This window comes from Psychrobacter sp. UBA3480, from assembly GCF_002377945.1.
In the GTDB taxonomy this organism is placed as follows: Bacteria; Pseudomonadota; Gammaproteobacteria; order Pseudomonadales; family Moraxellaceae; genus Psychrobacter.
Genome location: NZ_DFQV01000029.1, coordinates 1 through 26,226 on the forward strand (window position 1 = coordinate 1; position 26,226 = coordinate 26,226).

The 26,226-nt window shown below is 41.3% G+C and carries 18 protein-coding genes; 8 read left to right on the top strand and 10 right to left on the bottom strand.

The annotated features are described in order from the left end of the window. Both B2863_RS11900 and B2863_RS11905 read right to left on the bottom strand, forming a co-directional pair. On the bottom strand, positions 1-688 hold a 688-nt coding region (locus B2863_RS11900; RefSeq protein WP_296210922.1), incomplete at its 3' end, for a hypothetical protein. A gap of 84 nt (positions 689-772) precedes the next feature. Next, the gene (locus B2863_RS11905) at positions 773-1,735 is read right to left on the bottom strand and encodes an OmpA family protein (protein WP_296210925.1); all 963 of its coding nucleotides are present in this window, start codon (positions 1,733-1,735) and stop codon (positions 773-775) included. A gap of 798 nt (positions 1,736-2,533) precedes the next feature. Here B2863_RS11905 and B2863_RS11910 point away from each other — a divergent pair. Further along, positions 2,534-3,451, top strand: coding sequence for a haloalkane dehalogenase (locus B2863_RS11910; protein WP_296210928.1), 918 nt, complete (start codon positions 2,534-2,536; stop codon positions 3,449-3,451). A 126-nt stretch (positions 3,452-3,577) separates the two neighbouring features. Here the strand turns inward: B2863_RS11910 and B2863_RS11915 are convergent, their stop codons facing one another. Further along, the gene (locus tag B2863_RS11915) at positions 3,578-4,162 is read right to left on the bottom strand and encodes a TetR/AcrR family transcriptional regulator (protein ID WP_101205246.1); all 585 of its coding nucleotides are present in this window, start codon (positions 4,160-4,162) and stop codon (positions 3,578-3,580) included. Positions 4,163-4,301: 139 nt separating this feature from the next. Then, positions 4,302-4,982, bottom strand: a complete 681-nt coding sequence (locus B2863_RS11920) for a glutathione S-transferase family protein (protein WP_057760571.1) — start codon at positions 4,980-4,982, stop codon at positions 4,302-4,304. Between the two features lie 393 nt (positions 4,983-5,375). On the opposite strand from B2863_RS11920, the gene B2863_RS11925 reads away from it, so the two are divergent. The 7 genes from B2863_RS11925 to B2863_RS11955 all read left to right on the top strand — a co-directional run bounded on the left by B2863_RS11925 (position 5,376) and on the right by B2863_RS11955 (position 11,583). After that, a complete protein-coding gene (locus B2863_RS11925) occupies positions 5,376-5,666 on the top strand; it encodes a putative quinol monooxygenase (RefSeq protein ID WP_296210930.1) in 291 nt (96 codons plus the stop codon). A 392-nt stretch (positions 5,667-6,058) separates the two neighbouring features. Continuing rightward, positions 6,059-6,613, top strand: coding sequence for a carboxymuconolactone decarboxylase family protein (locus tag B2863_RS11930; RefSeq protein WP_296210931.1), 555 nt, complete (start codon positions 6,059-6,061; stop codon positions 6,611-6,613). Between the two features lie 110 nt (positions 6,614-6,723). Continuing rightward, positions 6,724-7,377, top strand: a complete 654-nt coding sequence (locus B2863_RS11935) for a DsbA family oxidoreductase (RefSeq protein ID WP_296210932.1) — start codon at positions 6,724-6,726, stop codon at positions 7,375-7,377. 70 nt (positions 7,378-7,447) lie between these two features. Next, a complete protein-coding gene (gene yghU, locus B2863_RS11940; RefSeq protein WP_296210935.1) occupies positions 7,448-8,335 on the top strand; it encodes a glutathione-dependent disulfide-bond oxidoreductase in 888 nt (295 codons plus the stop codon). Positions 8,336-8,694: 359 nt separating this feature from the next. Next, positions 8,695-9,237 carry a peroxiredoxin-like family protein gene (locus tag B2863_RS11945; protein WP_101205252.1) on the top strand — a complete coding sequence of 181 codons (543 nt, stop codon included), beginning with the start codon at positions 8,695-8,697 and terminating at the stop codon, positions 9,235-9,237. 531 nt (positions 9,238-9,768) lie between these two features. Next, complete coding sequence (locus B2863_RS11950; RefSeq protein ID WP_296210941.1) at positions 9,769-10,761, top strand: acyltransferase; 993 nt, start codon at positions 9,769-9,771, stop codon at positions 10,759-10,761. Positions 10,762-10,848: 87 nt separating this feature from the next. After that, positions 10,849-11,583, top strand: coding sequence for a hypothetical protein (locus B2863_RS11955; RefSeq protein WP_296210944.1), 735 nt, complete (start codon positions 10,849-10,851; stop codon positions 11,581-11,583). A 114-nt stretch (positions 11,584-11,697) separates the two neighbouring features. Here B2863_RS11955 and B2863_RS11960 read toward each other — a convergent pair whose 3' ends face one another. From B2863_RS11960 to B2863_RS11985, 6 genes are all read right to left on the bottom strand, one after another. Then, positions 11,698-12,867: an HlyD family efflux transporter periplasmic adaptor subunit gene (locus B2863_RS11960; protein WP_057760587.1), complete on the bottom strand. Its 1,170-nt coding sequence runs from the start codon at positions 12,865-12,867 to the stop codon at positions 11,698-11,700. A gap of 2 nt (positions 12,868-12,869) precedes the next feature. Further along, entirely contained in the window at positions 12,870-15,194 is a 2,325-nt protein-coding gene (locus tag B2863_RS11965) for a type I secretion system permease/ATPase (protein WP_296210948.1), read from the bottom strand. Between the two features lie 74 nt (positions 15,195-15,268). Continuing rightward, positions 15,269-16,807, bottom strand: coding sequence for a TolC family protein (locus tag B2863_RS11970; protein WP_296210950.1), 1,539 nt, complete (start codon positions 16,805-16,807; stop codon positions 15,269-15,271). 447 nt (positions 16,808-17,254) lie between these two features. Further along, positions 17,255-18,022: a D-alanyl-D-alanine carboxypeptidase family protein gene (locus B2863_RS11975; RefSeq protein ID WP_296210953.1), complete on the bottom strand. Its 768-nt coding sequence runs from the start codon at positions 18,020-18,022 to the stop codon at positions 17,255-17,257. 52 nt (positions 18,023-18,074) lie between these two features. Further along, positions 18,075-21,374 carry a UDP-N-acetylmuramoyl-tripeptide--D-alanyl-D-alanine ligase gene (locus B2863_RS11980; protein ID WP_296210956.1) on the bottom strand — a complete coding sequence of 1,100 codons (3,300 nt, stop codon included), beginning with the start codon at positions 21,372-21,374 and terminating at the stop codon, positions 18,075-18,077. 175 nt (positions 21,375-21,549) lie between these two features. Then, positions 21,550-26,226 (bottom strand): beta strand repeat-containing protein (locus B2863_RS11985; RefSeq protein WP_296210960.1); only part of this gene is annotated, 4,677 nt, incomplete at its 5' end.

The following is a 26,226-nucleotide window of genomic DNA, read 5'->3' on the forward strand; positions in this document are numbered from 1 at the left end:
TATCAACAATCCATACGCATTCGGCTGCAACCGTTACTGGTGTGACTTCAAGACCTGTGTCTGGGTTGATCAGTTTTACGCTAGTTGGGTCGATGTCGCCTTCAAGATCGGTGTAGTTGCTTAGCACGTCAATGACCACTGATTGACCAAATGAGCCGGTTTGGCGATCATCTGTTACGAGGGGCGCAGTACCCTCTTCCGTATTGCTGTCATCGTGTCTGCTATTACTACTTCCACTCGCCAGTAATCCAACCAGTCCAATACCAGCAGCAGCAGGTATCCACCACGGTATCGCAGCTGCTACATATTCTTGACCACCTAAAGCTTGACCTTCTACATCGCCTATATTTAACTGAGTCACGTAATCATAGGTTTCACCAGTATCTGGGATATAGTAGTAATACTCACCATCTTCGGCAATACCAACCAATGCACTATCTGCGCTATCGTAAAAACCTTCTATAATAAGGTCACTATCTTTACCTTCCTTTTCAAACGATACGTGAAGGTCGTTTTTTATCCGTTTAGTAACAATATGATTAGGAGCCCGGTTAATAGATTTGTCATGAAACTCATAGTTTACTTTGTCTACGGCTTTAATGACGGTAGGTGTACCATCTTTAGTTATGATCTCTATTTGGCTTATAGTCTGAGTGGCATCATTCGTTTTTACGACAATAGCATTCATTTTTTACCTTTTATTTTTTTAGTTGCAACAATACTGTTTGAATTTTTTATGGCCTAATTTACTTATGACAAATTCGTTTTTCTATCAGTTATTTGAACGCTCTTCCACAACAGCAATAACACGGCGGTTAAGCTGACGACCTTCTACTGTTTCGTTACTAGCTCTTGGCTGTGACTCACCATAACCAACAGCACTGAGACGTTCAGAATCTACACCGAATTGAGTGATTAACACTTCTTTTACAGCGTTCACTCGACGTTGTGATAGAGCTTGGTTATATTGCTCACTTGCCCGACTATCGGTATGACCTTCAATAGTAACAATGGTGTTTGGATATTGAGTCATGAACTCTGCGACTTCAGAAATTTTAGAGTAGTATTCAGGCTGAACAATAGCTTTGTCAGTTTCAAACAATACTTCAAGCTCGATTGTCACTTTCTCTGCCAAGACAGGTACTACTGGTGCTGTTTCTAGTGGCTCAGATACTACAGGAGCTGCACAATTAGGCACTACTCGGCTAATTTGATGATTTTGATAGCGTTTGGTTTCTAATAATTGTAATGCACTGTCAGCAGTTATTTCTTCGAGTGTACTTTTTCCTGTATCATCCATATCAACGTAGAAGAAGTATGTTTGACCACCATCAAGCTGATAGTCTTTTTTATCTGCTAATAAGTTATTGTCTTTAAAACCAGTAGCATGAGCACTTAACTGGTTTGTACCAACGCAAGAGTTAACAGCTGTATAATTACCAGGGTGTAGGCTTACTTGATATCTATTATTAACAGAAATATTGGCACTAGTTTGCTCTAAATCATCGTCATTTTTACGAATAAATATCAATCTTGTTTGATCGGTATTAACTTCTGTTGCTAGTAGCTTGCGAACGTCTGTGTCGACTTGATTGTTCCACGTGACATTGCCCACTCTACGACTGTCGCCCTCGTTATCAATTCCACTATTGCCTATAGCAGCGCATCCAGATATACCGAGCAAAATAGTGGGTAAAATAATAGCTGCGATAGTGTTCTTAAATACTCTTTCCATTATAGATTCCTAATTGATAATTTCTTTGAGACAACGTGTTTGTTCTTGCTCAGATACCGCCTAAATATAGTTTATCTTTTAACAAAATAGTCGATAATTTGGACTTGATTTTTACTTACTAGAGAACTTTTGTCTTTTTATAATGCGGTAGAGTTCATTCGGATAAAAAATGACCTGTTTTTATTAATTGATAGTAATTTAAGTATTTTGTAAAGTCAACTTCATAGAATTCAGTTTAAAACCCTCTAATGCAGCGTTTTAAACTGTTACTTCACATGAGAAATCTAGATTTCAATTTATATTAATCGTTGATTACTATAGGAATAATACTACATCATCCATCTGACGCTGCAAAAAATTAGTCAACCGTTTTTCACAGAAATAATTTGTGTTTTGTAACCTATCAACTATATCTAATTCCTTAAAAAACAATTGTTATTATTGAATATATATAATAAAAATTATTCTTTTTGTAAGAGAGTCGATAGATGGAAAGTAATCAAACTTACAAATAGATTAAGTGTATATCTGTCATATTTTTCTGAATACTTAATATGTTCCAAAATCAGTCATCATGGTATTTCGTTTCTAATTTTACTAGCATTAATGTTTGCAGCAACGAATGCATGTAGGGTATAGTTTTCATTTTGAACGTTTAATCAATATAGACTATAGTTAGATAGCCTTATCACTAGCATTACCAGTGATAGTCGAGTAGCACTTAGAGACTCACCTCTAATAGACTGTCTAACACCAGTGCCAGAATGCAGTGTTATTTTTCTAACCCAAGGATGATATATGAAAAAACTTAGGACGCCTGATTCGTGTTTTGTTAACTTGCAAGATTACGATTTTGAACCGAACTATTTGATGGTCGATGATACAGAAGGTGGTGAGCTACGAGTACATTACCTTGATGAAGGTCCAAGCGACGCCGACCCCATCTTGTTATTACATGGTGAGCCTTCTTGGTCTTATCTGTATCGCAAAGTCATTCCCATACTAACAGCAGCAGGACATCGCGTTATTGCGCCAGACCTTCCTGGGTTTGGACGTTCAGACAAACCTGCATCACGTACTGACTACACTTATCAGCGCCATGTCGATTGGATGCAATCGGTGCTTGATCAATTGGATTTAAAAAATATCACACTGTTTTGTCAAGATTGGGGCGGTTTAATCGGTCTACGTTTAGTAGCAGCGTATCCTGATAAATTCGATCGCGTCGCAGCAGGCAACACGATGCTACCGACTGGAGATCATGATCCTGGCGAAGGCTTTCGCAAGTGGCAGAAGTTCTCTCAAGAGACGCCGCAATTTAATGTAGCAGGCGCCATTAAAAGCGGTACCACAACGACATTATCTCAAGCCGTACTGGATGCTTATGATGCGCCCTTCCCTGATGAGTCCTATAAAGAAGGTGCTAGACAGTTTCCTATCCTAGTGCCCACGACACCAGATGATCCTGCTTCAGAAAACAACCGAGCAGCTTGGGTCGTGCTAAGCAAATGGAACAAGCCATTTATCACATTGTTTAGTGATTCCGACCCCGTAACTGGTGGCGGCGATCGCATTATGCAAAAGCTGATTCCTGGTACCAAAGACCAAAATCATACGACTATTGTCAATGGCGGTCATTTCCTGCAAGAAGACCAAGGCGAAACGTTAGCTGAACTTCTACTGCAGTTCATCAATGACAATCCAAAAGTACAGTAATAAATAACAAAAACCCTGACTGCTAATGTACTAGCAATCAGGGTTTTTAGTAATACTATGATGATTGGTCAACGACAAAATGCGAAAGCTGTCATAACTAAAAAATCTACTCTCTATACAACCCTGCTATACGATATTTTTAAAAATATCATCGATATATTTCTCTACCGCATCATTGTCATTAGTAACCTGCGCATACGTCCTGAGACCTATAATTTGAATTTGGAAATAACGCGCCAGCTCAACTGGATCTTTTTCTGCGCTAATCTCACCGCTATCAATGGCTTGTCCAAAGAGCACGGCAAACGACGCCTCTATACCTTCCAAGATATTCGTTGCATGTGCGAGCAAATCTGGACTATCGTTTTGAGTAAGCTCAGCGACTGTCTTTACGATCATGCACATACCGCTAGGCGCAGTAGCACTATTACAGACAATCACCGTATGGATAAAATGTTTTAAGCCATCTAGCACTGTGTCTTTTTGCTCAATACAGTCGGCCAATCTCTTGGCACCATCTGCGGCATAGCGATTCAGTGACTCTGTAAATAGTTTATCTTTACTACCAAAAGCTGCATAAATACTACCTGGATGCATATTCACTACATCTTGCAAATTGCGCATTGATGTCGCGTGATAGCCTTTTTCCCAATAGAGATTTTTTGCTTTTTCGATCACATCCTCACGATTGAACTTTATCGGAGCACTCATAATTTTCACCTTAATATCTCTGCCTTAAAATCTATTTTAAGGCAAAGTTTGTAGAATCAACCTTAGTTACTGGTTTTAATCACTTTTTATATTATAAGACTTATTAAGTCTCTTTGCTTCGATTAACTATTTTTATCGATTAACTGTTTTTATCAAAGTTTTGCGGATAAAGCGCGCGTGCAGCAACGTCATCAAACTCAGTTTTGAAATCAATACCTTTAGGAATGTCACGGGCTTTTTGTACCGCTGGACGAGCATTGATGCTATCAAACCAACGCTTTAGATTCGGATAGTTATCCAAACCGCCTTCGCCTAGTACAACTGTCGCCTTATCAATCCAGCCCCAAGTAGAAATATCAGCGATTGAGTAGCTATCACCAACCATATATTCACGGCCTTCTAAGTGCGTATCTAGCACTTCATAATGACGCTCGGCCTCACGAAGGTAGCGATTAATCGCATATGGGATTTTCTCTGGCGCTTTATGTCTAAAGTGAACAGACTGACCAGAAAAAGGGCCTAATCCAGATGCCACAAACATTAGCCATGACAGCATCTCGCTACGATCTTCTGGTTGTCCTGCCAGCTTGCCTGTTTTTTCAGAAAGATACATCAAGATTGCCGTAGAATCAAACACGCGTTTGCCATCATCTTCTAGGGCAGGTGTTTTACCGTTTGGGTTGATAGCACGGTACTCAGGTGTATGCTGCTCACCTTTTAGCGTATCTACTGCCACAAGCTCATAAGGTAGCCCAGTTTCTTCAAGAAACAATGCTACTTTCATTGGGTTTGGCGTTTGGTGAAAATAAAATTTAAGCATAACTTTATCCTATTATATGAAGACAGTCGTCTAATGACTATCAAATCTGGTGACTATAGTCATTCCACTATAAAAATATTACTGCGTTAACCTCGCTTGAAGTAATTAAATATACATCTACGTTCGGTTGCCTTGTACTACTTTTAAATTGAATCGACTATATACTAATGACTATAAAAGCTGTAATGAGATAACAAAAATAGACGTCGAAATTTGAAGCACATTTTTATTGTCTGATATACACTATAACCACAAATGAACGGTCGTTCAAGTAATGTTATATATTGATATAATAAACACAGTGTCGATATAACTCTGTTCGCATATAGACTTTTTTACCAACAGTCACCCTCAAAACTCATCTAACCATCACACTAATTCAAAGGATTAGAAATGACTACATTGACCGTCATCGCCCATATAACAGCAAAGGACGATAGCATCACTCTCGTAAAAGCTGAACTCGAAAAACTCATACCAGCTACCCGCAGCGAAGAAGGCTGTATTCGTTATGATTTGTTCCAAGATAATGAGAAACCCACTCACTTTATGTTTCATGAAAGCTGGGCCACGCGCGATCTATGGCAAATCCATATGGAAAACCAACATCTAAAAGACTTTTCCGCCGCAACAGAAGGCGCGGTTGAATCATTCGTGCTACATGAGATGACTGAAGTTGATTAATTTCAATTCATTCAGTCATCTCAATAAGCTTTGCCCGTAATACTAGAGAAAATAACGTTATTAACGCTAACAATCACTTTTTTACCGTTATTTTCTCTTATTACTTACACAGTGTTACCTTCTTAAACTACTGATATTAATAGAGTAATATGAATTACGCAGAGGAATGTAATTGACCCATTACAATTTACTTGAACGATTACTCAAATAATTATTGAGCGATTGCTCAATATCATTTATAGTAGTCTCTATTGACTCGCTTACTAAGCAAAGTTGCTAATTTTGAGTAACTACTCAAGCTAATAATTAAATGTAAATCAGTGACTACTTTGAAGCGAGCATGAAAACTCTAAAACACACCAAATCTTAAACCTATTATTAGGAATTATATTATGACCGAATTTACTCTACACGATAAAGACACAGCCCCAGCAGAAAGCAAAGACTTACTTGATTCTTCTATCAAAGCATTTGGCATGGTACCTAACCTACACGCCGTGATGGCTGAAGCGCCTGGCTTGCTAGAAGGCTACCAAAAGCTACATCAACTGTTTTTAGACAGCAGCTTTGATGACGAAGAAACCACTGTTGTATGGCAAACTATCAATGTTGAGCATGCTTGCCATTACTGTGTGCCTGCGCATACTGGTATTGCTAAGAGCATGAAAGTAGATGACGCTATCACGGATGCATTACGTGATGAGACGCCACTACCAACTGCTCGTCTAGAAGCGCTACGTGACTTTACACTTTCTGTCGTCCGTAATCGTGGTAACGTTGATGACAGCGCGGTTCAAGCATTTTTAGATGCTGGCTACACTAAGCGTCAAATTCTTGAAGTTATTCTTGGTGCTGCTCAAAAAGTCATGAGCAACTACACGAACCACCTAGCTAACACACCAGTCGACAAGCCATTTCAGAAATTTGAATGGCACAAAGCTGACTAATACGTTTTTCGGCTAACGCTGACACAGTCCATTTGATGTTTTCATACTGTTGTTCGAAACATCTTCGGGCAGCAGTTTTTCATTTTAACTTATCGCTAATGAGAGATCCTATGGAACAGGCAAAAAAACCCTTACAAATAGACATCGTGTCAGACGTTGTGTGCCCTTGGTGCGCTATCGGCTATAGTCAACTGGCCGAGGCATTAAAACAAACCAACACGCCGCATGAGATTCATTGGCATCCATTTGAGTTAAATCCTAATACGCCGCACGAAGGAAGAAACTATCGTGAGCATATTATGGAGAAGTACGGTACAACTGCTGAGGACGTTAAAGAGAACCGAGCTAGAATGACAGCAGCAGGTGCAGAAGCTGGATTTAATTTTCAGTTTACCGATGATTTCCGTACTTACAATACTTTTAATGCGCATCAATTGCTGCATTGGGCTGATCAGCAAGGACGTATGCACGACCTAAAACAAGCATTATTCGTTGCGCATTTCGTTGATAATAAAAACGTGGCTGACAGTACCGTACTGGCAGATGTCGCAGCAGATATTGGACTAGATCGTAATGAAGCACTCGCCGTTATCGCAGATCAACGCTTTGCCAATGTGATACGTGAAGCCGTACAGCATTCAAAGCAGCAAGGTGTTCAAAGCGTACCATCGGTTATCTTTAATGGTCGTCATCTAGTAAGCGGCGCACAAGGTGTAGAAAACTACAAAAACATCTTGAAGCAACTAGCAGACATGCCAGAATAAAAACAATAGACTGGATCTGATTTACCAATTACACCCTACTGAGCACAGTATATAAAAAGGTATCATCATTATGTCAAACTCTAATCATTACGAGCCACCTAGCGTCTGGACATGGGATGCAGAAAGCGGCGGCAAGTGGGCAAGTGTCAACCGCCCTATCGCTGGTCCAATGCATGAAGCAGAACTACCTCGCGGCAAACATCCGTTGCAGATCTACTCAATGGGCACCCCTAACGGTCAAAAAGTCACCATTATGGTCGAAGAGTTATTGGCGTTGGGTGTAACAGAAGCTGAGTACGACGCGCACCTTATTCAAATTGGTGAAGGCGGACAGTTCTCATCAGGTTTCGTGGAGCTAAATCCAAACTCAAAAATTCCTGTACTTTTGGATACAGAGACTGGTAGCCGTGTGTTTGAGAGTGGCGCTATTTTGTTTTATTTAGCTGAAAAATTCGGAAAACTACTCCCTAAAGATGCAGCAGCACGCACTGAAGTGATGAATTGGCTCTTTTGGTTACAAGGCTCTGCTCCTTACTTAGGTGGCGGTTTTGGACATTTTTATTTTTATGCGCCCGAAAAGTTTGAGTACCCTATCAATCGATTCACAATGGAAGTAAAGCGACAGTTAGATGTTCTAGAACGAGAGCTTGCAGAAAATCGCTATCTAGGTGGCGATGAATATACGATTGCAGATATAGCCACTTGGCCTTGGTATGGTAATCTCATACTAGGTCAAGCATACGACGCAGGAGAGTTCCTACAAGTTGAGAGCTATCCAAATGTACGTCGCTGGGCAACTGAGATTTTAGAGCGTCCTGCTGTGCAACGTGGTCGCAAGGTAAACCGCACTTGGGGTGAATCTGCTGAGCAATTACACGAACGTCATGATGCTTCAGATTTCGAGCTAAAAACTCAAGATAAAGTAGACGCTCAGACAACTGAAGAAGCGAAAAAGTAGACGCTTTGTCTATGACTTACTAGGGCGTGTCATCATTTAGATTGTGAGGCTCAAAATGAGAAAAATTGCAGTCAAACAAGGAAGAACTCGCCGCAAATATGAACATATTGACAAGATTTCTGACGATGTTTGACAAAATTTAGCCATTTTAAGACCACTAAATGTTTCAATGTGCTAATTGATGATATGCCCTAGCCTACTTAAGTAGTCTTATTGGTCTATTTTAAAGGTAATGTTAATTTTTCCTGTTACTACTTGGGACGACTGTAAACATCCAATACTTTTGCACTTAAGACTGCTAATGTAACGCTGTTAAATACCAACTAACCATAAAAATACTATTAAAAAGGATAAGAACTATGTCAACAGATTATGCTCAAAAAATTCAAGCCGGTACTACGTTTCCTGAAATGGAAGTACAAGTATTAAACGGTGAAATGACTTCATTAGGCAAACCTGAAAACGGTCATGACTGGAAACTGGTCGTTGTATACCGTGGTAAGCATTGCCCAATTTGCACAAAATATCTAAATACCTTAGAGACAGTAAAACAGTCTTTCTATGACGTTGGTGTCGATATCATCGCAGTATCTGCAGACAGCAAAGAGCAGTTAGAAGGTCATCTAGATCAAATAGATGTTAGCTTCCCTATGGCTTATGGTCTGACTATCGAGCAGATGAACACGCTAGGTCTATATATCTCTGACCCACGTTCAGAAAAAGAAACCGATCATCCTTTCGCTGAGCCTGCTGTATTCGTTATCAATGCTGAAGGAAAAGTACATATCGTTGATATCTCAAACGCACCGTTCTCTAGACCAGATCTTGAAGCCTTGGCAAACGGTTTGGCTTTTGTTAGAAACCCAGAAAACAACTACCCTATCCGTGGTATGCACGGCTAATTGATATAGTAAATATAGAGTGTTGATTCACTCGATTATTTAGCTGATCGATATCTAACGGGTTAAATTATAGAGGGCGTATCGAGATAATTCTTGATACACCCTTTTTTTGTTTACTGATAACTTAATTGCTATCAAACGCAGTCGCTTCATATCTAACTTCATTAGTATTTGCTCAGTACTAATGTTTGAGTAGCACTGTGAAGCTATAAAAAGAGGTTCTAGACGAAACTCATAGACTAGCCAGCATATAAGGACTATATTTGAGCTCGAAATATCATCATAGACACTTACCCTTTTAATTAATCTGTATTTCATTTTTTATCGGTTAGTTTTTATAAATAAAACAGACTGTGTTTATGGTCTGGTTCGTATTTCGCTTTGGCAAAATCTTGATATAATTGTACGTTCTAATTCACCAATGCTGTTTATTATTTGTTGTTAACACTCGTACACTGAGATTGATTTCTGCTAAAATCATGCAGCAACATTATCAATATCTCATCATAGGCATGAGTAAAAGGATTCGATATGCGATTGAAATCAATCGTTCAAAAACTACATGAACGCGCTCCAAAACTGGGCAAAGCTGCCTCACTGACGACGGCAACCAGCGTTATTACTTTTAATAGTATGTTAGCTGGGCTACCTGTATGGGTAATGGGTGCTACCAAGGCTATCACCGGTGCTGCCATCGCTGACAAAGCCGTTATCGATGTGACGAACTATTGGATCAATAGTAACAATGCATTGATCGATAACGTATTACCGCGCAAAGACTGGCGCATTAACTTACCTGATGATGTGCATACCAACGGTAAGTATCTACTGGTGAGCAATCATCAGTCATGGGTTGATACCAGTATCGTGCAATATATCAGCGAAAAACGTTTGCCATTAACGCGTTTTTTTACCAAGTTTGAGCTCATATACATCCCCGTCATTGGTCAAGCTTTCTATTTTCTCGACTTTCCTATGATGCGTCGACATTCTAAAGAAGCCATCGCTAAAAACCCTGCTCTAAAGGGTAGGGATATCGAAGAAGCGAAACGAGCGTGTGCATTGCTTAAAGACAAGCCTTTTACACTATTGAACTATCTAGAAGGGACTCGCTTTACCCCTAGCAAACACGATAAACAAGAATCCCCGTATAAGCATTTACTTAAGCCGCGCGCTGGCGGGTTGTCACTGGCTATGAGTGCCTTAGGGGAAGAGATTGATGGAATTTTGGACATGACGATTGTCTACCCTGACGGTGTGCCCACTTATAGCGATCTATGGAAAGGTAATATCAAGCGTTTAGGCGTCGATGTGCGACATATTGAGATACCCACAGACCTGTTTACTGCGATCAAAAACGGCGGTTATGAAATAGATGAAGCGATAAAAGCGCAGATGTTTGAATGGGTAGAGCAAATATGGCATCAAAAGGATCAGCTAATCACAGAGATGCTAGCTGACTTTGAGAGCAATGACTCTGGAAATAAAGAATTTGAAATTAAAGATAATATTGAACAGGCTTAGCCTATTCTCTCTACCAACAATCCTAATTATTTGATAACCTCAAGGTGTGTCGCACGTGTACTAATATGATAAAGGTAAAGCCATATAATGATGAAGTTCCGCGAAAAATGGTTTTGGGCGTTGTGCCTTGCAGTATTAGTACATGTTGGGGTTTTCTTTATTTTCTATCTGAACACTCATCAGACGGATTCGGTAGAAGTAGCTGATAGCCAAATGAACACGACTGAACCTGCTGCTATCAACAATGTAGATCTACCTGAAAAGGTCTATACTACTACTGTCACCAGCACTAAGACATCTGATGACACTAACGACAATGTAGAAGACACGGTCAATAAAAAATCTGAGATTGGTAATGAGCTTGAAGCATCTCAGCTAGCAAGTAATAATGGACAAACAGCTAGCGTGGAAAGCAGAAAAGCGCCCCCTTCTTCAGCTGCCAATAACGTCGATAATAAACCTAAAAAAACAGCTTCTACAGCGATAGAATCAGCTCAAGCAAACAAAACTCCTCCGCAAAAGGAAAAGGCGCTAAATGCCCAAACAGATCGTAACACTCAGTCTATAGTTGCGAACACTGATGATAAATTGGAAGAGATTAAAAACAATGCAAGCTTGCTGGATATAGATGTTCCTGCTCAAAAAAGTAACATCAAAATAGATAAAGACTATCTTTCAGCAAAATCTGAAGTGGAAGCAATAAATAATCAATTGAGTGCGGCTATCAACGAAGTCAAAAAACGTAATCAGCAGAAAATTGATGAGCAACAACAGTTAAGAAATGAGGTGAATAGCCAAAATTTTTCTGAAAGTTCCAACTAAGAAGACTATAAGAATTATGAGCAGTAGCACGAGACCAAATACCTTTATATAAAAAAACCCCAGCAATTAACTGGGGTTTTTCAATCTCATTGATAAATACTCAATATTAAGCTGTTAGCGCTCACCCAAACCTTCTGATAAGGTTTTGGTAATTGGCTTAGTCAAATAAGACAATACCGTACGCTCCATCGCTTTGATATCGACAGAAGCTGTCATACCAGGTTTGATGACAATCTCATCACCGCGCCCTTTAAATTCAGCACCATTAATCACAATTAATACACGGTAGTAAGGCTCTTCGCCTTTAGGTGTTTGCTCCATTAGCGTGTCTGGACTGATATAGTTGACTGTCCCTTTCATGGCTCCAAAGATAGAGTAATCATAAGCATCGAGCTTAACCGTCGCTTCTTGACCTTCTTTGACATAAGCAATATCAGCAGGACTGACCTTGGCATCTATAACCAAGTCACTACTGGTCGGTAGAATCTGCATGATAACCTCGCCGGGCTTGACGACACCGCCAATAGTGGTCACATTGATGTTTTTAATTTTACCTTCTGTGGGCGCCATCAAACGTTTCTCTTCAAGTACTTGTGCCCGATCTCGCAATTGCTCAAGCTCTGTATCTAACTCTTCTTGAGCCTTTGTCATTTCAGCCTGTGCTTCTTCAAAGTACTTATTGCGCTTGTTATTAATCTGCGCTTCGATATCAGCAACTTGACGACTAAGCTTGATAACATCAGCCTGACTCACATCGCCATATTTTAATAAAGGCTCATTCATACGTAATTCTTGACGTGCCAGCACCAGCATTTTCTCAAGAGAAGAGACTTCTTCATTGATGGCTTGACGACGTCTATTGTATAGTGCCCTTTGGTTTTGTACGTACTCAGGATAGTCCTGTACCCCTTTAGGAAATACCAACGGTTTTTCAAAAATCTCAGCATTTAGTCTTGCTAGCTTAGCAGTCAATGCAGCTGTTTTAGAAGCGGAATTATCAACAGCTGCTTTAGCACGCTCTTCCTCCAACACTACCAATAACTGACCTGCCTTAACTTCTTCACCTTCTGTGACAGCCAACTGAGTCAATACGCCGCCTTCTGACGCTTGGATTTCTTGCGTTCGAGCACTGGCAATTACCGTTGCTTGCGCACGGGTCACTTGGTCAATCTTGGCAAATGAGGCCCAGACAATTAAAGTGACGATCCCGATTAATGCTATCCAAATACTCAATCTTGAACGATTAACTTGGGGTTTAGTGGGTGTGTACTTATACTCTGACATGCCTACTTCCCTTGATCGTCTGTTGAATGTTTAGCACTGATGGGTTTTACGCTGATGTTTCTAACTCTAGAGGTAGCAGGCTTATTTTCGTCGGCATCTTCTTTCGACGGTTGGTTGGCTTTGTTAACGATTTTACCTTTTTGCTGCACGGTGGTTTTATTTTTTGCTTGATCGTTTTTTCTGAGCTCATCAAGTACAGCTTGTTTTGGACCATCGATAATAATACGCTGGTTATCCATAATGATTAGCCGATCTACCAAGTCTAGCAATGCTGTCTTGTGAGTCGAAACAATAAACGTCTGCCCTTTTGTCAACTCCTGACGCAGCACTTGTAGGCAGCGCTGCTCTTGTCGATTATCCATGGAAGCCGTCGGCTCATCCAGTAAAAACACATCTGGCTTAGTCAGCAGCAAACGGGTAAATGCCACCAGTTGCTTTTGTCCGCCCGATAGTCCTTTACCGCCTTCACTGATCGGTAGGTCAAGACCACTTGAATGACTGGATACTAAGTTGATTAGCCCAGTCCTGTTTAAAGTCTCTTGAAGGACATCATCATTGGGCGCTGCCATACCGATTAATAGGTTCTCACGCAGGGTTCCTTGAAATAATCGATGATCTTGCTGCAGATAACCCAAGCGCTCACTAAGTGTCTCACGGCTGATCTGATGTATATCCAGTCCGTCTAACAACACGCGTCCTTCCGTGGGTGCATACAGTCCTGCTAGCACCTTAAGCAAGGTGGATTTACCTGAACCAATAGGCCCAAGTATCGCTATACGCTCTCCTGGTTTAATCGATAGTTGCGGAACCGTAATGGCTGGTCGATCGTTGCCTTGGTAATTGAACGATAATCCATCGCACTGATACGCGCCTTTTATATGCGTAGGCGATAATGGATATGCAACGCCTTGGTTGTCTTGCTCCAGTGCAAACAGACTCTCGATATTCATTTTGGCGGCTTTGGCATGAGCGTACTGCACTAATAGGTTGGGTATCGCCATCACAGGCGCCAACACTCTACCACCAAGTATCGAGCAGGCAATCAGTCCGCCCATTGTCATGTCACCTTGCATGACGACGAACGACCCGACTATCACAATACCAACGTAGCTTACTTGCTGTAGCATCTGCGTAAAATACGTTAAATTGTCATTGGCATGCTTCATATCCAAATCGTTTTTGATGGTGACATCCATCACATCTAGCCAACGCGAGAGAAACTTCCAACTGCCTGCCCCCGCCTTTATTGTCTCGACGCCTTCCACAGCTTCTACTAACAGACCTGTTTTATAATAAGAGGCAGTCGCACCCTCTGAAGCAATAGCATCAATTCGTTTACGTGCAATCAGTCCCATCGTAATTGCGATGACCGCCGCTATTACTGGTACAACAGCGACTAATGGCGAGCCAATAAAAGCTATTAAGCTGATAAAAATAATGGTCATGGGCAAATCAACTAAACCAAAAAGCGTGCTCGCCGTAAAAAAGCTACGTACTTGCTCATAACCACGTAACTGTGCTGCCATAGAGCCAACTGACCCCGGCATTTGGTCGATACGTACTTTGAGTAGACGTTGGAACACTTCTCGAGATAGGTACTGGTCTAGACCGACGACGACCTTATCCATGATTCTTGAGCGAGAAAACTTCATGAACGCTTCAAACATAATCACCAAGAAGACACCACTGGCTAAAATGATCAGCGTGTATTCACTACGCGTTGGTATGACACGGTCATAAACCTGCATAGAAAACAGAGAAACGGCTAATGCCAACATGTTAATCAGAAAAGTGGCAATAACGGCTTCAGCTAAAATACCTTTATAATTACCCAAATCAGACTTTAACAGATCAGAAAATGAGGCCTTGCGCTGCTTAATATGATCTTCTTTTAGACGAATACGCATGACCAAAGTCAATTCTTCGGCACGCGTATGTACCTGCTGGTTCGCTTGTCTAAAGTTCCAGCTTTTTTGCGGCGTTTGGCTATCAATCACGCCCCAACCTAAATCCGTTCGATACGCTAGTAAGGGCAAAAAAGCGGCATCAGGCTGCTCTAATATTTCTGGTGTATCTGTTATGCCAATGCCTTGTAATACTGCAATAACACCGCCTAACTCATGAATGCTTTGACCTTGCCTGTCCGATTGCTCACTATGACGTTTGACGACATCATGGAGCCGTATATTATCTACTGGATAGCCTTGCTGTCCGAGTAAATGCTTAATCGCATCAGTCAACGTTTCGGTCAGATCGACCTGCTCTGAGTATTGCAGCTCATGATGGTCAACAGACTGAGGCGGTGTCTTTTGTAATTGTGCACTCATATTAATCGCTTATTTAATATTTTAGATGGTTGCGTATGTAGGATAATTTACGCCTGTTCATATGACTTTTTGATTTAATTATTTGTCATATTCTCTTGTTCAGTTATCGGCGTAATACTGTAATCATCATTTAACATGAGATACTCACCATTGTTCAAGCTTTGCTCTGCCGTCGCGGGCAACTTAATATCGATATATTCTTCTGCTGAATTGTTTCCATAACCGAAATGACTACTAGCGTTGTTTTTGTCTTGCTTATTGAGCCATTGCTTGACAGAGTTGGCTGGGCTAAACAAAGTCACTGGGTCACGATTATGAGAAAACTGCTGCCACTGCATAATGCCAAAATCTACTTGTAGTCTATAAAATGCACCCAACATTTCTGCACGAGTTTGTACCAGTTGGACTTGATAATCGTTATGCTCACGGACAGCATTTAGTACTTCTAGCCATGACTTGCGTCCTGCGATGAATTGCCGACGATAAGAGCTGACTACAATCTGTGCCCCTGCTACAGCCGCAACCAACGAGGTTTCCCTATCTTTGGCACTGACAAACTGCTGATACTGTACCTGAATATTCTCAATGACATTACGGCGTGCGGCTTCTTGGTTTTGTACTAGGCTGTTGACCTCTGCCTGTGAGGCTCGTGCTAGCGCAAAATTAGAAAATCCAGCACCTGGTGCATAGCTCAATCCTACTGAGAACTTACCATCGTTTTCATTATCCTCATGATAGTAAGCATGCTCATATTGGGCATAAATGGTTGGGTAACGAGCCGCTTGCTGTGCTTCGACACCTTGCTTCGCGGACTCAATCTGGAAGTGCTCTTTTACGACGGTAGGATTGTAAAAGCCAGCTCTATCAAATGCCATTCTTTCAAAGTCAACGGATTGCTGCTTGGCTTGATTTACCAACACCTTAAGGTTCGGTATGCTCGTGACACTCATCTGAGACAGTGGTTGACCAATGATTTGTTCTAGCCTAGCAGCGGCAATACGTTGCTGCTCAACTGCCGCTTGATAAGAGGTTTGCTCTTGCAATATACGGTTAGTCACCAGATCAAGCTCAATACGAGCTGATACACCTTGACCAACGCGTCGCTGCATCATGGCTTCAAAATCATTCAGCTCTTTTAAATTCTCTACATGGACACTTTGTGTAGCGACGGCTTGGATATAGCTCTGCCAAGCATCAATCGTTGTTTTGGCCACTAGGTTTTGCTGCTCATAAATATACTCTACCGCAGCTTTATCATCGAATATGGCTTGATTGACATCTGCGGTGAGCTTACCCCCTGTCCATAGGGGCTGGCGAATGGTCACCTCTGAGACAAAATCATTGTCTCTATCGTAACCTGAGCTTACGCTTGGTGTTGGTAAAAGATTTAATTTGGCCGCATTAATTCCTTCAGTTGTTGCTTGCTGACTCGCTCGAGCCGACCCTACTAAAGGATGCGTTTGAATTGCCTGCGCCACTAAGCTATTGATTTGGAAATCTGCTACTGCTGCGTGTGAAGTCACTGTAAAACATATACCAGTCGCCAAAGTCGTCATAAAATGGCGCACTGAAATGCTACGAAGTAACTGCTTACGATTTGACGAATTTTTCATATTATTTTTTCAGTGATCAGCTCTATGAATGTTTTTTGAATAAATGTTGATCTTTTATGCACTAAACCTTACTAAAACTTACCTTATAAGGCAATAAGATAATAATTTAAATAAAGTCTAACCTGTTATATAAGATAGTCTTAGAGCTGCTGTGTCATTGGCCTCAATTCGCCAGTATAGCTCCACACTTAATAAATCATCAGTAAAACCATAACGCTACGTCGAAAAATCAATAGATATTAATTAAATATTTCGTAAAATTAATTTAAGTCTATTACTACTAATAGACTTGGATAATTGAACATAAAAACGTGCGTCTTACTCGCATAAAAATATTGTTTAGCATATAGCATAAAATAAGAGTATAGCTACAATATAAGTTTAAGATAGTTCGTAAATAATGGCATACATTAATTGCTATTTGAATGAAGCCTCCCAAGCCGCTCTTTACGGAGTAAACCTACCATAGCTATTCATAATTGCTTTGGAAATGCTATAACATATGTCTCGACTTTCAGCTCCTAAAGTAATACTAAGATAATGCGTGTCATCATCAGTCCAGTAGTTTATAAGATTCGAACCTATACCAACCAAATTACCTGTCTTTAATCCTAGAATATTAGAATAAGAACGCATAAGCTTATTAGTATTGAGCACTCTTTTGCCATTAAATTCAAAATATTTCAACGAACAAAAAGAAGCTATTGCCCCATACTGGCTGATAAATACTTTGGCAAGCTTACTCATGTCTTGGGCTGTTGTATAAGCACTTTTCTCAAGACCTGAGCAACTGGTCCAATGACTGCCTCTTAAACCAAGAAAGTATGACTGACGAACCATTTGAGTGACGAAAGTCTGTTCAGTACCAGAGTGCCAAGAGGCTAAAGTGAATGCTGCTTCATTAGAGCTAGCGATTAAAGCAGACTCAATAAGTACTATTAACGGTACTTGTTCGCCTTTTTGATAGAACTGATAGTACTCACTACTACCCTTTAATAAACTAACCGGCATCTCTACCGTAGTTGTAACAGGGTCGATTTTATCCTGTATCACTTTATCCCAGACCAACATAACTGTCATCAATTTAGCCAATGATGCCATCATTTTTGGTATTGCTGACTTGTTTTCTATGATAAGACGCTGATCAGTTATCTCATTATTTCTTAATTTAAAACTCTCAACCAATATGGCGGCGTCCGTATCAAATTTTTCCATGGCAGTGCCTCCTATATTGTTAGCTCTGACTTCTAATTACATTCAGAATATTTTAGCCTTCTATAAATAGCTTATTGAGTCCAATACCATTAGAGGCTTTAATAAAAACATGGTCATAATCTTCAATAAACTCATGTAGTTTCAAGCTTAAGGCTTGTACATTTTCAAAGTGATAAAGTGTTATATCTAGACTTTTAAGCTTATCAAGCAATACTTTGCTTTGACTACCAACTAAAACCAAAGCTCTGAAATTCATCCTCTCAATGATAGGAGCCAACTGTAAATGGTACTTACTACTGTCACCCCCTAGCTCTAACATATCACCCAAAATCAATACTTTTTGATGGGTAGGTGCCTGTAGCTGTTCAAATGTTTCGAGTGCCGCCTGCATAGATAATGGATTTGCATTATAAGCTTCATCATAAAGTGTAATTGGTCGGTTTTGATAAGTCGTTTCGAGTACTTGCCCTCGCCCATTCACTGCTTTAAAAGTTTCTAATCGAGTAATGGCGTCATGGATAGGTAAATTATTATGGTTGACCACGGCCAAAATAGCCATCGCATTTAATACCATGTGCTGACCACGGGCCTGTAAATTCAGCAGATAAGTCTGACCATCAACTGCTATCTGTGCTTGTGCCTCTTTTTGATTATAACTAAGTAGCTTAATTGTCGCATCATCATGTTCACCATAGCTGACAACGTGAATACCCCATGTGGTTGCTAAACGCTCAATCAAACTATACTGCTCGATATCTCGGCAAACAATGGCGAGAGAACCTGGCGCCATACCCTCAAAAATACGTGATTTTTTGAGAGCAATAGTCTCAACATTATGATGATACTCAAGATGTGCGGGTGCAATATTAGTAATGAGCGCTATATCAGGGCGGACTAAATTGGTATTGGCAGACATAGAGCCAATCGCCATCTCTAATACCCAATAGTTTATAGAATGAGGCATAGAAGCCAAATTCCATGCAATGCCTACCGGTAGATTTGCACTAGATTGAGTGTAGCTCGCACCGCCGAAACCATTCAGTACATGTGCCAGCATATGCACTGTTGTGGTCTTCCCAGCACTACCAGTAATACCAATCACTTGACCATCAAAGACTTGCCAAGCATATCGTCCAATCGCAATAGTCGCTTCACGTATATCGCGCACGTACAGCACGGGAATATTTGAGTTTTTGTATGCTATAACATCATCAGTGATAATGGCAGAAGCACCTTTTTTCACTAAAGACTCAATCGACTTTTCAGACAAATAGCCCACCGCCATGTTTTTTCCTCGAGCCACGATAATCTGCCCTGACTCAAAACTGGGTGGCCAAATGCATAATCCTGTTGCAGACCAATCTACTGGCGGTGTGACTAGCCACCTACCCTTAGTGGCAAGGACCAGCGAATTGGCCGTTAACACAGGTTGTTTCAAATCCTGGCTATCGGATTTTACTGGCTGATTTTTGTCTTCGTTATCTGTATGGACTACATTATGAGTTGATTGATATTTTTTAGCAGCGAGCTTTGGGTAATTAGCCGTTTTTAAAAAATCAAAGTAACCAATAAGCCCTGATAGATAGTGCTCTACATCATCAATTCGCACTCTGAACGAGTGATGGCGGATAAAAAATCCATGTAAAATCGTTTGCGGGGATTTATAAAACATGGCCATTTCTGGAAAGAAAAAACCATTTATAAGATGATTAGCACGCGCATGCAATGCCTGATAAAACCCTTGAACATCAAAACCTGCTAACACATCATGAAACTCCGGATGCTCATCTAGCTTTAATAGCATTTTATGGAATGCCATGGATAGCTCAAGCAACGTCGGAAAAGTAGTAATACGGTTTTTGATAAAATCGGTATAACCTTTAATATTATCTACTGCAAACTGAAAATACTTTTTTTCAGGCTTATAAATGATTAGCTCGTTTGAACAGTAAGACAACCAATGGTCATGTGCTTGATGATGCTTGGCTTCGATAAAATAGTCAAAAGCACGAGTGACACAGTCAAGCCAACGCGTGTCTTTGGTCAAACCATACAAGCGCATCATTGCAAATGCCGCCTCACCATCATAATAAATGATTCGGTTTTTCGCTTTTAGCGTTAAGTCTTTGCTATGTAAGACATGCACAAAGCTGCCATCGTCTTGTTGCATCGCAATGATGCCTAGCGCTAATCGCTCTGCCAACGCATGATAATCATCTGCTTTTGGTGTATCTCTAAAGACTTGCAGATATTTAACGATTGCTAATATCGCAACGGCATTTGCGCCTAACTTAATCTCTCCGCCAGTATCAATCACATATGCTTTGTCATCATAGATCTGAATAAGCTCATCGATTAGATAGCTCATGGCATTATCAATACTAACTTTCATATTAGCCAAAGCAAGCTCAGCCTCATCGTTACGATAGGCGTCAAAACTATGACAAGCTTCATAGCCTTCTATCAGTGCATAGGTGCTACTGGCATGGCGCAGACTATTATAAGTATCTATCGTGCGACCAAAACAAGGAAAGTATCCATACATATATTGGCCAGAAGGCTGCACTTGTCTGGCTAAGTAATTTGTAGACATCTCAATGATAGGCTGAGTCGTATCTGCCGATAGTGGCAACAACTTGCGGTGACCCTTAAAGCGTGGCTGTGTATCAAGGTGATGGCACTCACCTGTATTCTGATCGATAAATACACCCGCCGTATTAAAACTAATAACGGGTAAATCATTGCTAAAATCTGGAATTTGGCTACTGCCATGGCGTGCTTTTAGATACACATTCAGGTTGTTAGTATTAACCCCTGCATGAGAAACCGTGTTACCCATATACAGGCATGCATTGGCATTCAGCTCCATTTCGGTGAGCAATAACCATGGCTCACGCACCCCTTCAAACGCAATGCCTGATCGGTAATAGTTACGCTTGAACTTTTTTATATTTTTTTGGAAACTTGACCAATTCGTAAGCGTAGCTTGAGTGAGCCACTCTAACCTTAGCCAAGCAATAGGAGCATCAAACTTAGATGATAGTTTCTTAATTTTTGCGATTATCTCAGGCAGTATTTTTTCAAAGTTAGAGAAATTGCTAATGCAATCTATTTTGTCTAGTTTTATTAAATCATCAATAACGAAAGTGACTACTTTGGCTTTTTTATGACTATCAGAGACTGATAAAATGAAGGTGACAGGCAACGTATCTACTGCAGAATATTGAAAACTCCCAGCACTATTTTCAGTGCGTACTTGGGTAGTATGTGTTTGTACCCAATGTTCATAGATAGCTGGTAATTTATTTTTTAAGTGAGTCATTAAGCCATTAATGATTGTATTTTCACTCATGTTTTTATCACCTTTTATGGTTTGCTATTTTTGAGTATTTTGATTAAATATACCAATTTTGTATTTTTAGCACTTTGAATGTTCATTAACTATATCTTCAAGTAATTGAGTATACCCTGTAAAAAACGCCCCCATTGCGGGAGCGTTTTAGAAATTAGAACTCAATTAGTCAATGTTAAATAATATTGGTGATATCAACATCAATATTGACCTGTGTAGCCGGGTCGGTGCTCAGCGCCCACACGTTATATTGTTGTCCATCGGTATCTGATGTCGTGGTTTGAGTATTTACCCATGTTGTCGCATTACCAGATCCATCTGTATCACTGAAATCAACGCCAACATTACCTAAGTCTACGGAATCATCACTATTCCCTTTGACATAGATAGTCGAATCAATATCGTTAGCTGCGACATTCAGAGTATTTGCACCTATTCCACTGATATCGATGATGTCTAGCACCTCTGGCTGGATAAGATCAGACAAGCTAATGACTTGATTCGCCCCATCAAAGCTTAGGATATCGAGTCCTTCGGTTGAGGTAATCAGCGAGGTGTCAGGAAGCTCAATAGCGTCATCAGTATCGTCAGCAAGCGTGAAGCTCTCATCTACCGTCATACTACGTGCAGCGACTGGTTCTGGTGCTAGCCAGTCACTAGTGATGTTTATAGTCAGTGTGGCGGTATCTGTATTATTAAAATCATCAAGTATCGTGTATTCAAAAGTTTCTACTTGGTTGATAACGTTGAGGTCTGGATCAGGTCTGTAGAAATACGAACCATCTGGTTTTATTGTGAGTGTTCCGTAGAGACCATCTATGACAGTGGTGCCAATAACACTCGTACCATCAACTGACGACACAACCGTAGATAGTGTGACGTCATCGTTGTCACTGATCACATTACCAACAGCCGCTTGCGAATCATAAGTGCCTGGCTCATCTGGATCAGTCTTCGTAACAAATCCATTAAGATTAACGCTAGAAAGTGCTCCAGATGCCTCAGCTATAACACGATAGTTACCTGCTTCCAGATTTTCTAACGTAATAATTAAGCGCTCTCCTAAAAGACCTCCAAGATCGAGCAAACCAGCATCTGTCTGAGTAGCAACATTAACCCAAAAGAGACCATTCTGTTTTTGTACCACAAAGCTAGTACCACCTAAAAGGTCACTCGATTCAAGGGTAAGTAACGCTGATCCTATATCACCTGGGTCAATAGTGAACGTTCTTGTCACACTGGAAAGACCTAGCACATTACTAGCTTGACCAGAGATAGGCTGCTCTATCGTTTCTGGATTTACAATCAGCTCTGTGGTTGCCACATCATCTACCGCATCAATTGGGAAATCGACCGCTGGGTAATCACTCTCAATACCTACTATCAATGTGGCACTATCAGTACTACCAGTAACTGTATCAACGATAGTATAAGAGAATGTATCTGATTTACCAATACCACTAACATTTGAGTTTGGCGTATAATTATAGGCGCCATTAGCGTCTATAACCAAGATTCCGTGGTCACCTCTGATAGACGTATCGCCACTAATAATAAACGACTGACCATTAAATTCAACTGAAGTCACTACCGTATTAGCGGTTGCTACATCATTCTCGTCAATAACATTGCCCGTAGCATTTGCAGTTGCTACCGATGCTATCGCTGTTGAATCAGTCTCAACGATATTCGCCGTCAGGGTTCCAGTAGTAATCAGACCAATTGCTGGACTGACGTAACCTATCAATCGGTATTCACCGGTTGGTAAATCTGTTAATTGGTAACTCGCATTTCCACCTAAGAGACCGAGCACATCAATCAATCCAGTATTAGTACCAGAGTTCCCAATATCAACAAAGGTGCCATTCGCATCTTTTATTTGGAGAACCACACTACTATTATTTAGAAGATCTACCACCCCAGATGCCGCAAGACTTATTTCTACAGAGCCTGTACTATTTTCAGCAATATCAAAATCAAATTGCATTTCAATATTCCCTGCACCAAGCAGACTCAATACTGATGTTGCCGAGTCCGTTTTAATCTCAGTAGTCGTCACTGGTGTAACGATTATTTCAGCTGTAGTACTATCGTCGATGGCATCCACCTTGATAGGTACGATGACAGTAGTAGGCGCACTTACGTTACCTGCAGCATCAGTAGCCGTTGCGGTAACAGTCTCACCGTTGGTTAGTGGATCTTCACTGGTGTCAATAACATAGTCGCCAGCGCCATTTGTAGTACCGCTGTAGTCAGGTACGCCATCGCCATCAACATCGATTTCAACCAACGAGTTGGGTTCTGCTGTGCCACTTACTTCAGTGCCATCTGTATTCACTTCAACAACTGGAGCAGCTGGAGCAATTGTATCAACTGTGATAGTCACAGAAGGTGCATTACCACTGACATTGTTTATAGCGTCTTTGATGTTGTAACTTAGCTCATACTCGCCATCATCTAAAGGCGTCTGCGGTGTTAGCGTATAACTGCCATCCGCATTTTTGACGACTATAGCATCAACCACAATATCGTCAATTACCAACTGAGGTGTGTCTCCATCATCAACAATGTTGGCATCAATCACCAAACTTGGCGTGTTGTCATTTGTGAACCCATTATCGACAATGATTTCTTCAGGGGTCAGTACGTCACCGCTGCCATCATTGGCCACGTTATCAGTGACAGTAGCCACTGATATGGGCGTACTAGGAGCCGTGGAGCTGATATTAATCACCAGTTTTACGGTGTCACTGTTACCTGCTGCACCGTTAGAGATAGTATATTCAAATACTTCTGTTTTACCTGACGATGCGTAGTCACCATTGGCCCTGTAAATGTAGTTACCAAGCTCATTGATGATTAAAATACCGTACTGACCCTGTATGGTAAATACGTTGAGACCGTCAACAATTTCAGAAGTCGGCTCTAATAAAGTATTTTCACTATTGATATCAGTCAGCTTAGTATTAGCGGTGACTATATCTTCACCCAACTCATCTTCTGCTAACCCATCAGGATTAATGACATTACCTGTGAGGATTGCATTTGAATCGAAATTATATTCCGTTAGTGTAGTCGTCACATTGGTCGTTTCTAGCAACGTTAGGGTATTGCTAAGTAATGCACCTGCAACAGCATCTAGTACTGGATCAACTACGCCACCAAGTAAATTGTTTAATACGGTATTGTCTTGAAGCAAAGTCACCAATTCATCGATGCTTAGCTCGTTCGTTACACCTAAAGCAGTGGTAAGAATACCTTTCACTGTGGTGCCCAAACCAACTGTGTCAGCATTTAGCGAGGCCTCTACTGCATTTAAGACAGCCGCTTGGTTATCTGGACCTAAAACGATGCCTGAGTCGCTTAAGTCTGCCAACTCCACATCTTCTACTAAAGTAGTTAATGCACTATCGCTTTTGCGCACTATTACCGTATAGTCTCCTGGCTCTAAACCAGATACAGTCGCTGTCAATGTGTCGTTGTCAGTAATGCCTAGTACCTCTAAACCGACTACATCACCTATTAGTGGTTCACCACCAGTAGTACCGACATAAACACGATCGCCATTGCTATTGTAGACTTCTATATTGACGGCATCCGCTACTGCAACTAGCGCTACTTGTTGGACATCGATACTAACTGTACCAATCGCGCCATCACTTACAGTAAAGCCAAGAATACCATCTGAGTCTACATCCCTTGCCGTGATATCGCTTCTTGTAACGAAACTACTCCTTTGCACAAAACTACTTCTTTGGGCAACTCCATTTCCTTCAGCGATACCAAGTACGGCGACGTTATTGTCAGTTACTGGTGGATTATTAGTGGCTTGCAACTCACCTAAATCTATATCGGCTGAGTCATCTTGAGCAACGATAGTAGTAGTATCAACCGTCACGTTAGTAACTGGCGAATCCTCACTCACGTTACCTGCCTCATCAATAAGGTTGTAACTGAGTGTATGAGGGCCGTCAGTCAATGGCATGGTTGGCGTTAAGGTCACGCCGCCATCACCATTAGGCGTAGAGGCCGAAGGTACGACGTTGCCATCAACCACCAGTTGCGGGGTGCCATTAGCCACTTGCTCGGCAGGTACAACAACGCCTGGGGTGTTGTCGTTAGTCAGGCCACCATTAGTGACGGTTTCTGCTGGAGTAAGTTCATCGCCACTGCCGTCATTGGCAACGTTGTCAGTGACCACAGGGACGTCAGTTGGTGCCGTCGGTACATCTGTATCCACAATAATGTCTTTGGTCACAGGGGCACTGATGTTACCAGCGGCGTCTGTGGCAGTGGCTGTTAGGGTTTCATCCCCTTCGCCCATGGCCGCCACGTCATCGGCATCAACTGCCACACTCCAGTTGCCATCACCATCAACGGTCACAGGATTGCCAATCTGAGTACCTGCTTCATTGGTTAAGGTGATGATGTCACCTGCAGTACCAGTGCCAGTCACATTAAACCCGGCACCTGCTTCAGCCGCATTGATGATGTCATCGCCTGTGACTGCATCGATGACAGGCGCTGTCGGTGCAATGGTGTCTACGACAATATCAACCGTGCTGCTGGCGCTTGGTAGATTACCAGCGGCGTCTGTGGCAGTGGCTGTTAGGGTTTCATCCCCTTCGCCCATGGCCGCCACGTCATCGGCATCAACTGCCACACTCCAGTTGCCATCACCATCAACGGTCACAGGATTGCCAATCTGAGTACCTGCTTCATTGGTTAAGGTGATGATGTCACCTGCAGTACCAGTGCCAGTCACATTAAACCCGGTACCTGCTTCAGCCGCATTGATGATGTCATCGCCTGTGACTGCATCGATGACAGGCGCATCGGCATCGGCATCAGC

Bases quoted from the DNA above. Each gene is read 5' to 3' on its own strand.
- B2863_RS11970 (WP_296210950.1), bottom strand. From the start codon at position 16,807: ATGAAAAATTCGTCAAATCGTAAGCAGTTACTTCGTAGCATTTCAGTG.
- B2863_RS11980 (WP_296210956.1), bottom strand. From the start codon at position 21,374: ATGAGTGAAAATACAATCATTAATGGCTTAATGACTCACTTAAAAAAT.
- B2863_RS11945 (WP_101205252.1), top strand. From the start codon at position 8,695: ATGTCAACAGATTATGCTCAAAAAATTCAAGCCGGTACTACGTTTCCT.
- B2863_RS11960 (WP_057760587.1), bottom strand. From the start codon at position 12,867: ATGTCAGAGTATAAGTACACACCCACTAAACCCCAAGTTAATCGTTCA.
- B2863_RS11975 (WP_296210953.1), bottom strand. From the start codon at position 18,022: ATGGAAAAATTTGATACGGACGCCGCCATATTGGTTGAGAGTTTTAAA.
- B2863_RS11920 (WP_057760571.1), bottom strand. From the start codon at position 4,982: ATGCTTAAATTTTATTTTCACCAAACGCCAAACCCAATGAAAGTAGCA.
- B2863_RS11935 (WP_296210932.1), top strand. From the start codon at position 6,724: ATGGAACAGGCAAAAAAACCCTTACAAATAGACATCGTGTCAGACGTT.
- yghU (WP_296210935.1), top strand. From the start codon at position 7,448: ATGTCAAACTCTAATCATTACGAGCCACCTAGCGTCTGGACATGGGAT.
- B2863_RS11950 (WP_296210941.1), top strand. From the start codon at position 9,769: ATGCGATTGAAATCAATCGTTCAAAAACTACATGAACGCGCTCCAAAA.
- B2863_RS11910 (WP_296210928.1), top strand. From the start codon at position 2,534: ATGAAAAAACTTAGGACGCCTGATTCGTGTTTTGTTAACTTGCAAGAT.
- B2863_RS11905 (WP_296210925.1), bottom strand. From the start codon at position 1,735: ATGGAAAGAGTATTTAAGAACACTATCGCAGCTATTATTTTACCCACT.
- B2863_RS11925 (WP_296210930.1), top strand. From the start codon at position 5,376: ATGACTACATTGACCGTCATCGCCCATATAACAGCAAAGGACGATAGC.
- B2863_RS11915 (WP_101205246.1), bottom strand. From the start codon at position 4,162: ATGAGTGCTCCGATAAAGTTCAATCGTGAGGATGTGATCGAAAAAGCA.
- B2863_RS11955 (WP_296210944.1), top strand. From the start codon at position 10,849: ATGATGAAGTTCCGCGAAAAATGGTTTTGGGCGTTGTGCCTTGCAGTA.
- B2863_RS11965 (WP_296210948.1), bottom strand. From the start codon at position 15,194: ATGAGTGCACAATTACAAAAGACACCGCCTCAGTCTGTTGACCATCAT.
- B2863_RS11930 (WP_296210931.1), top strand. From the start codon at position 6,059: ATGACCGAATTTACTCTACACGATAAAGACACAGCCCCAGCAGAAAGC.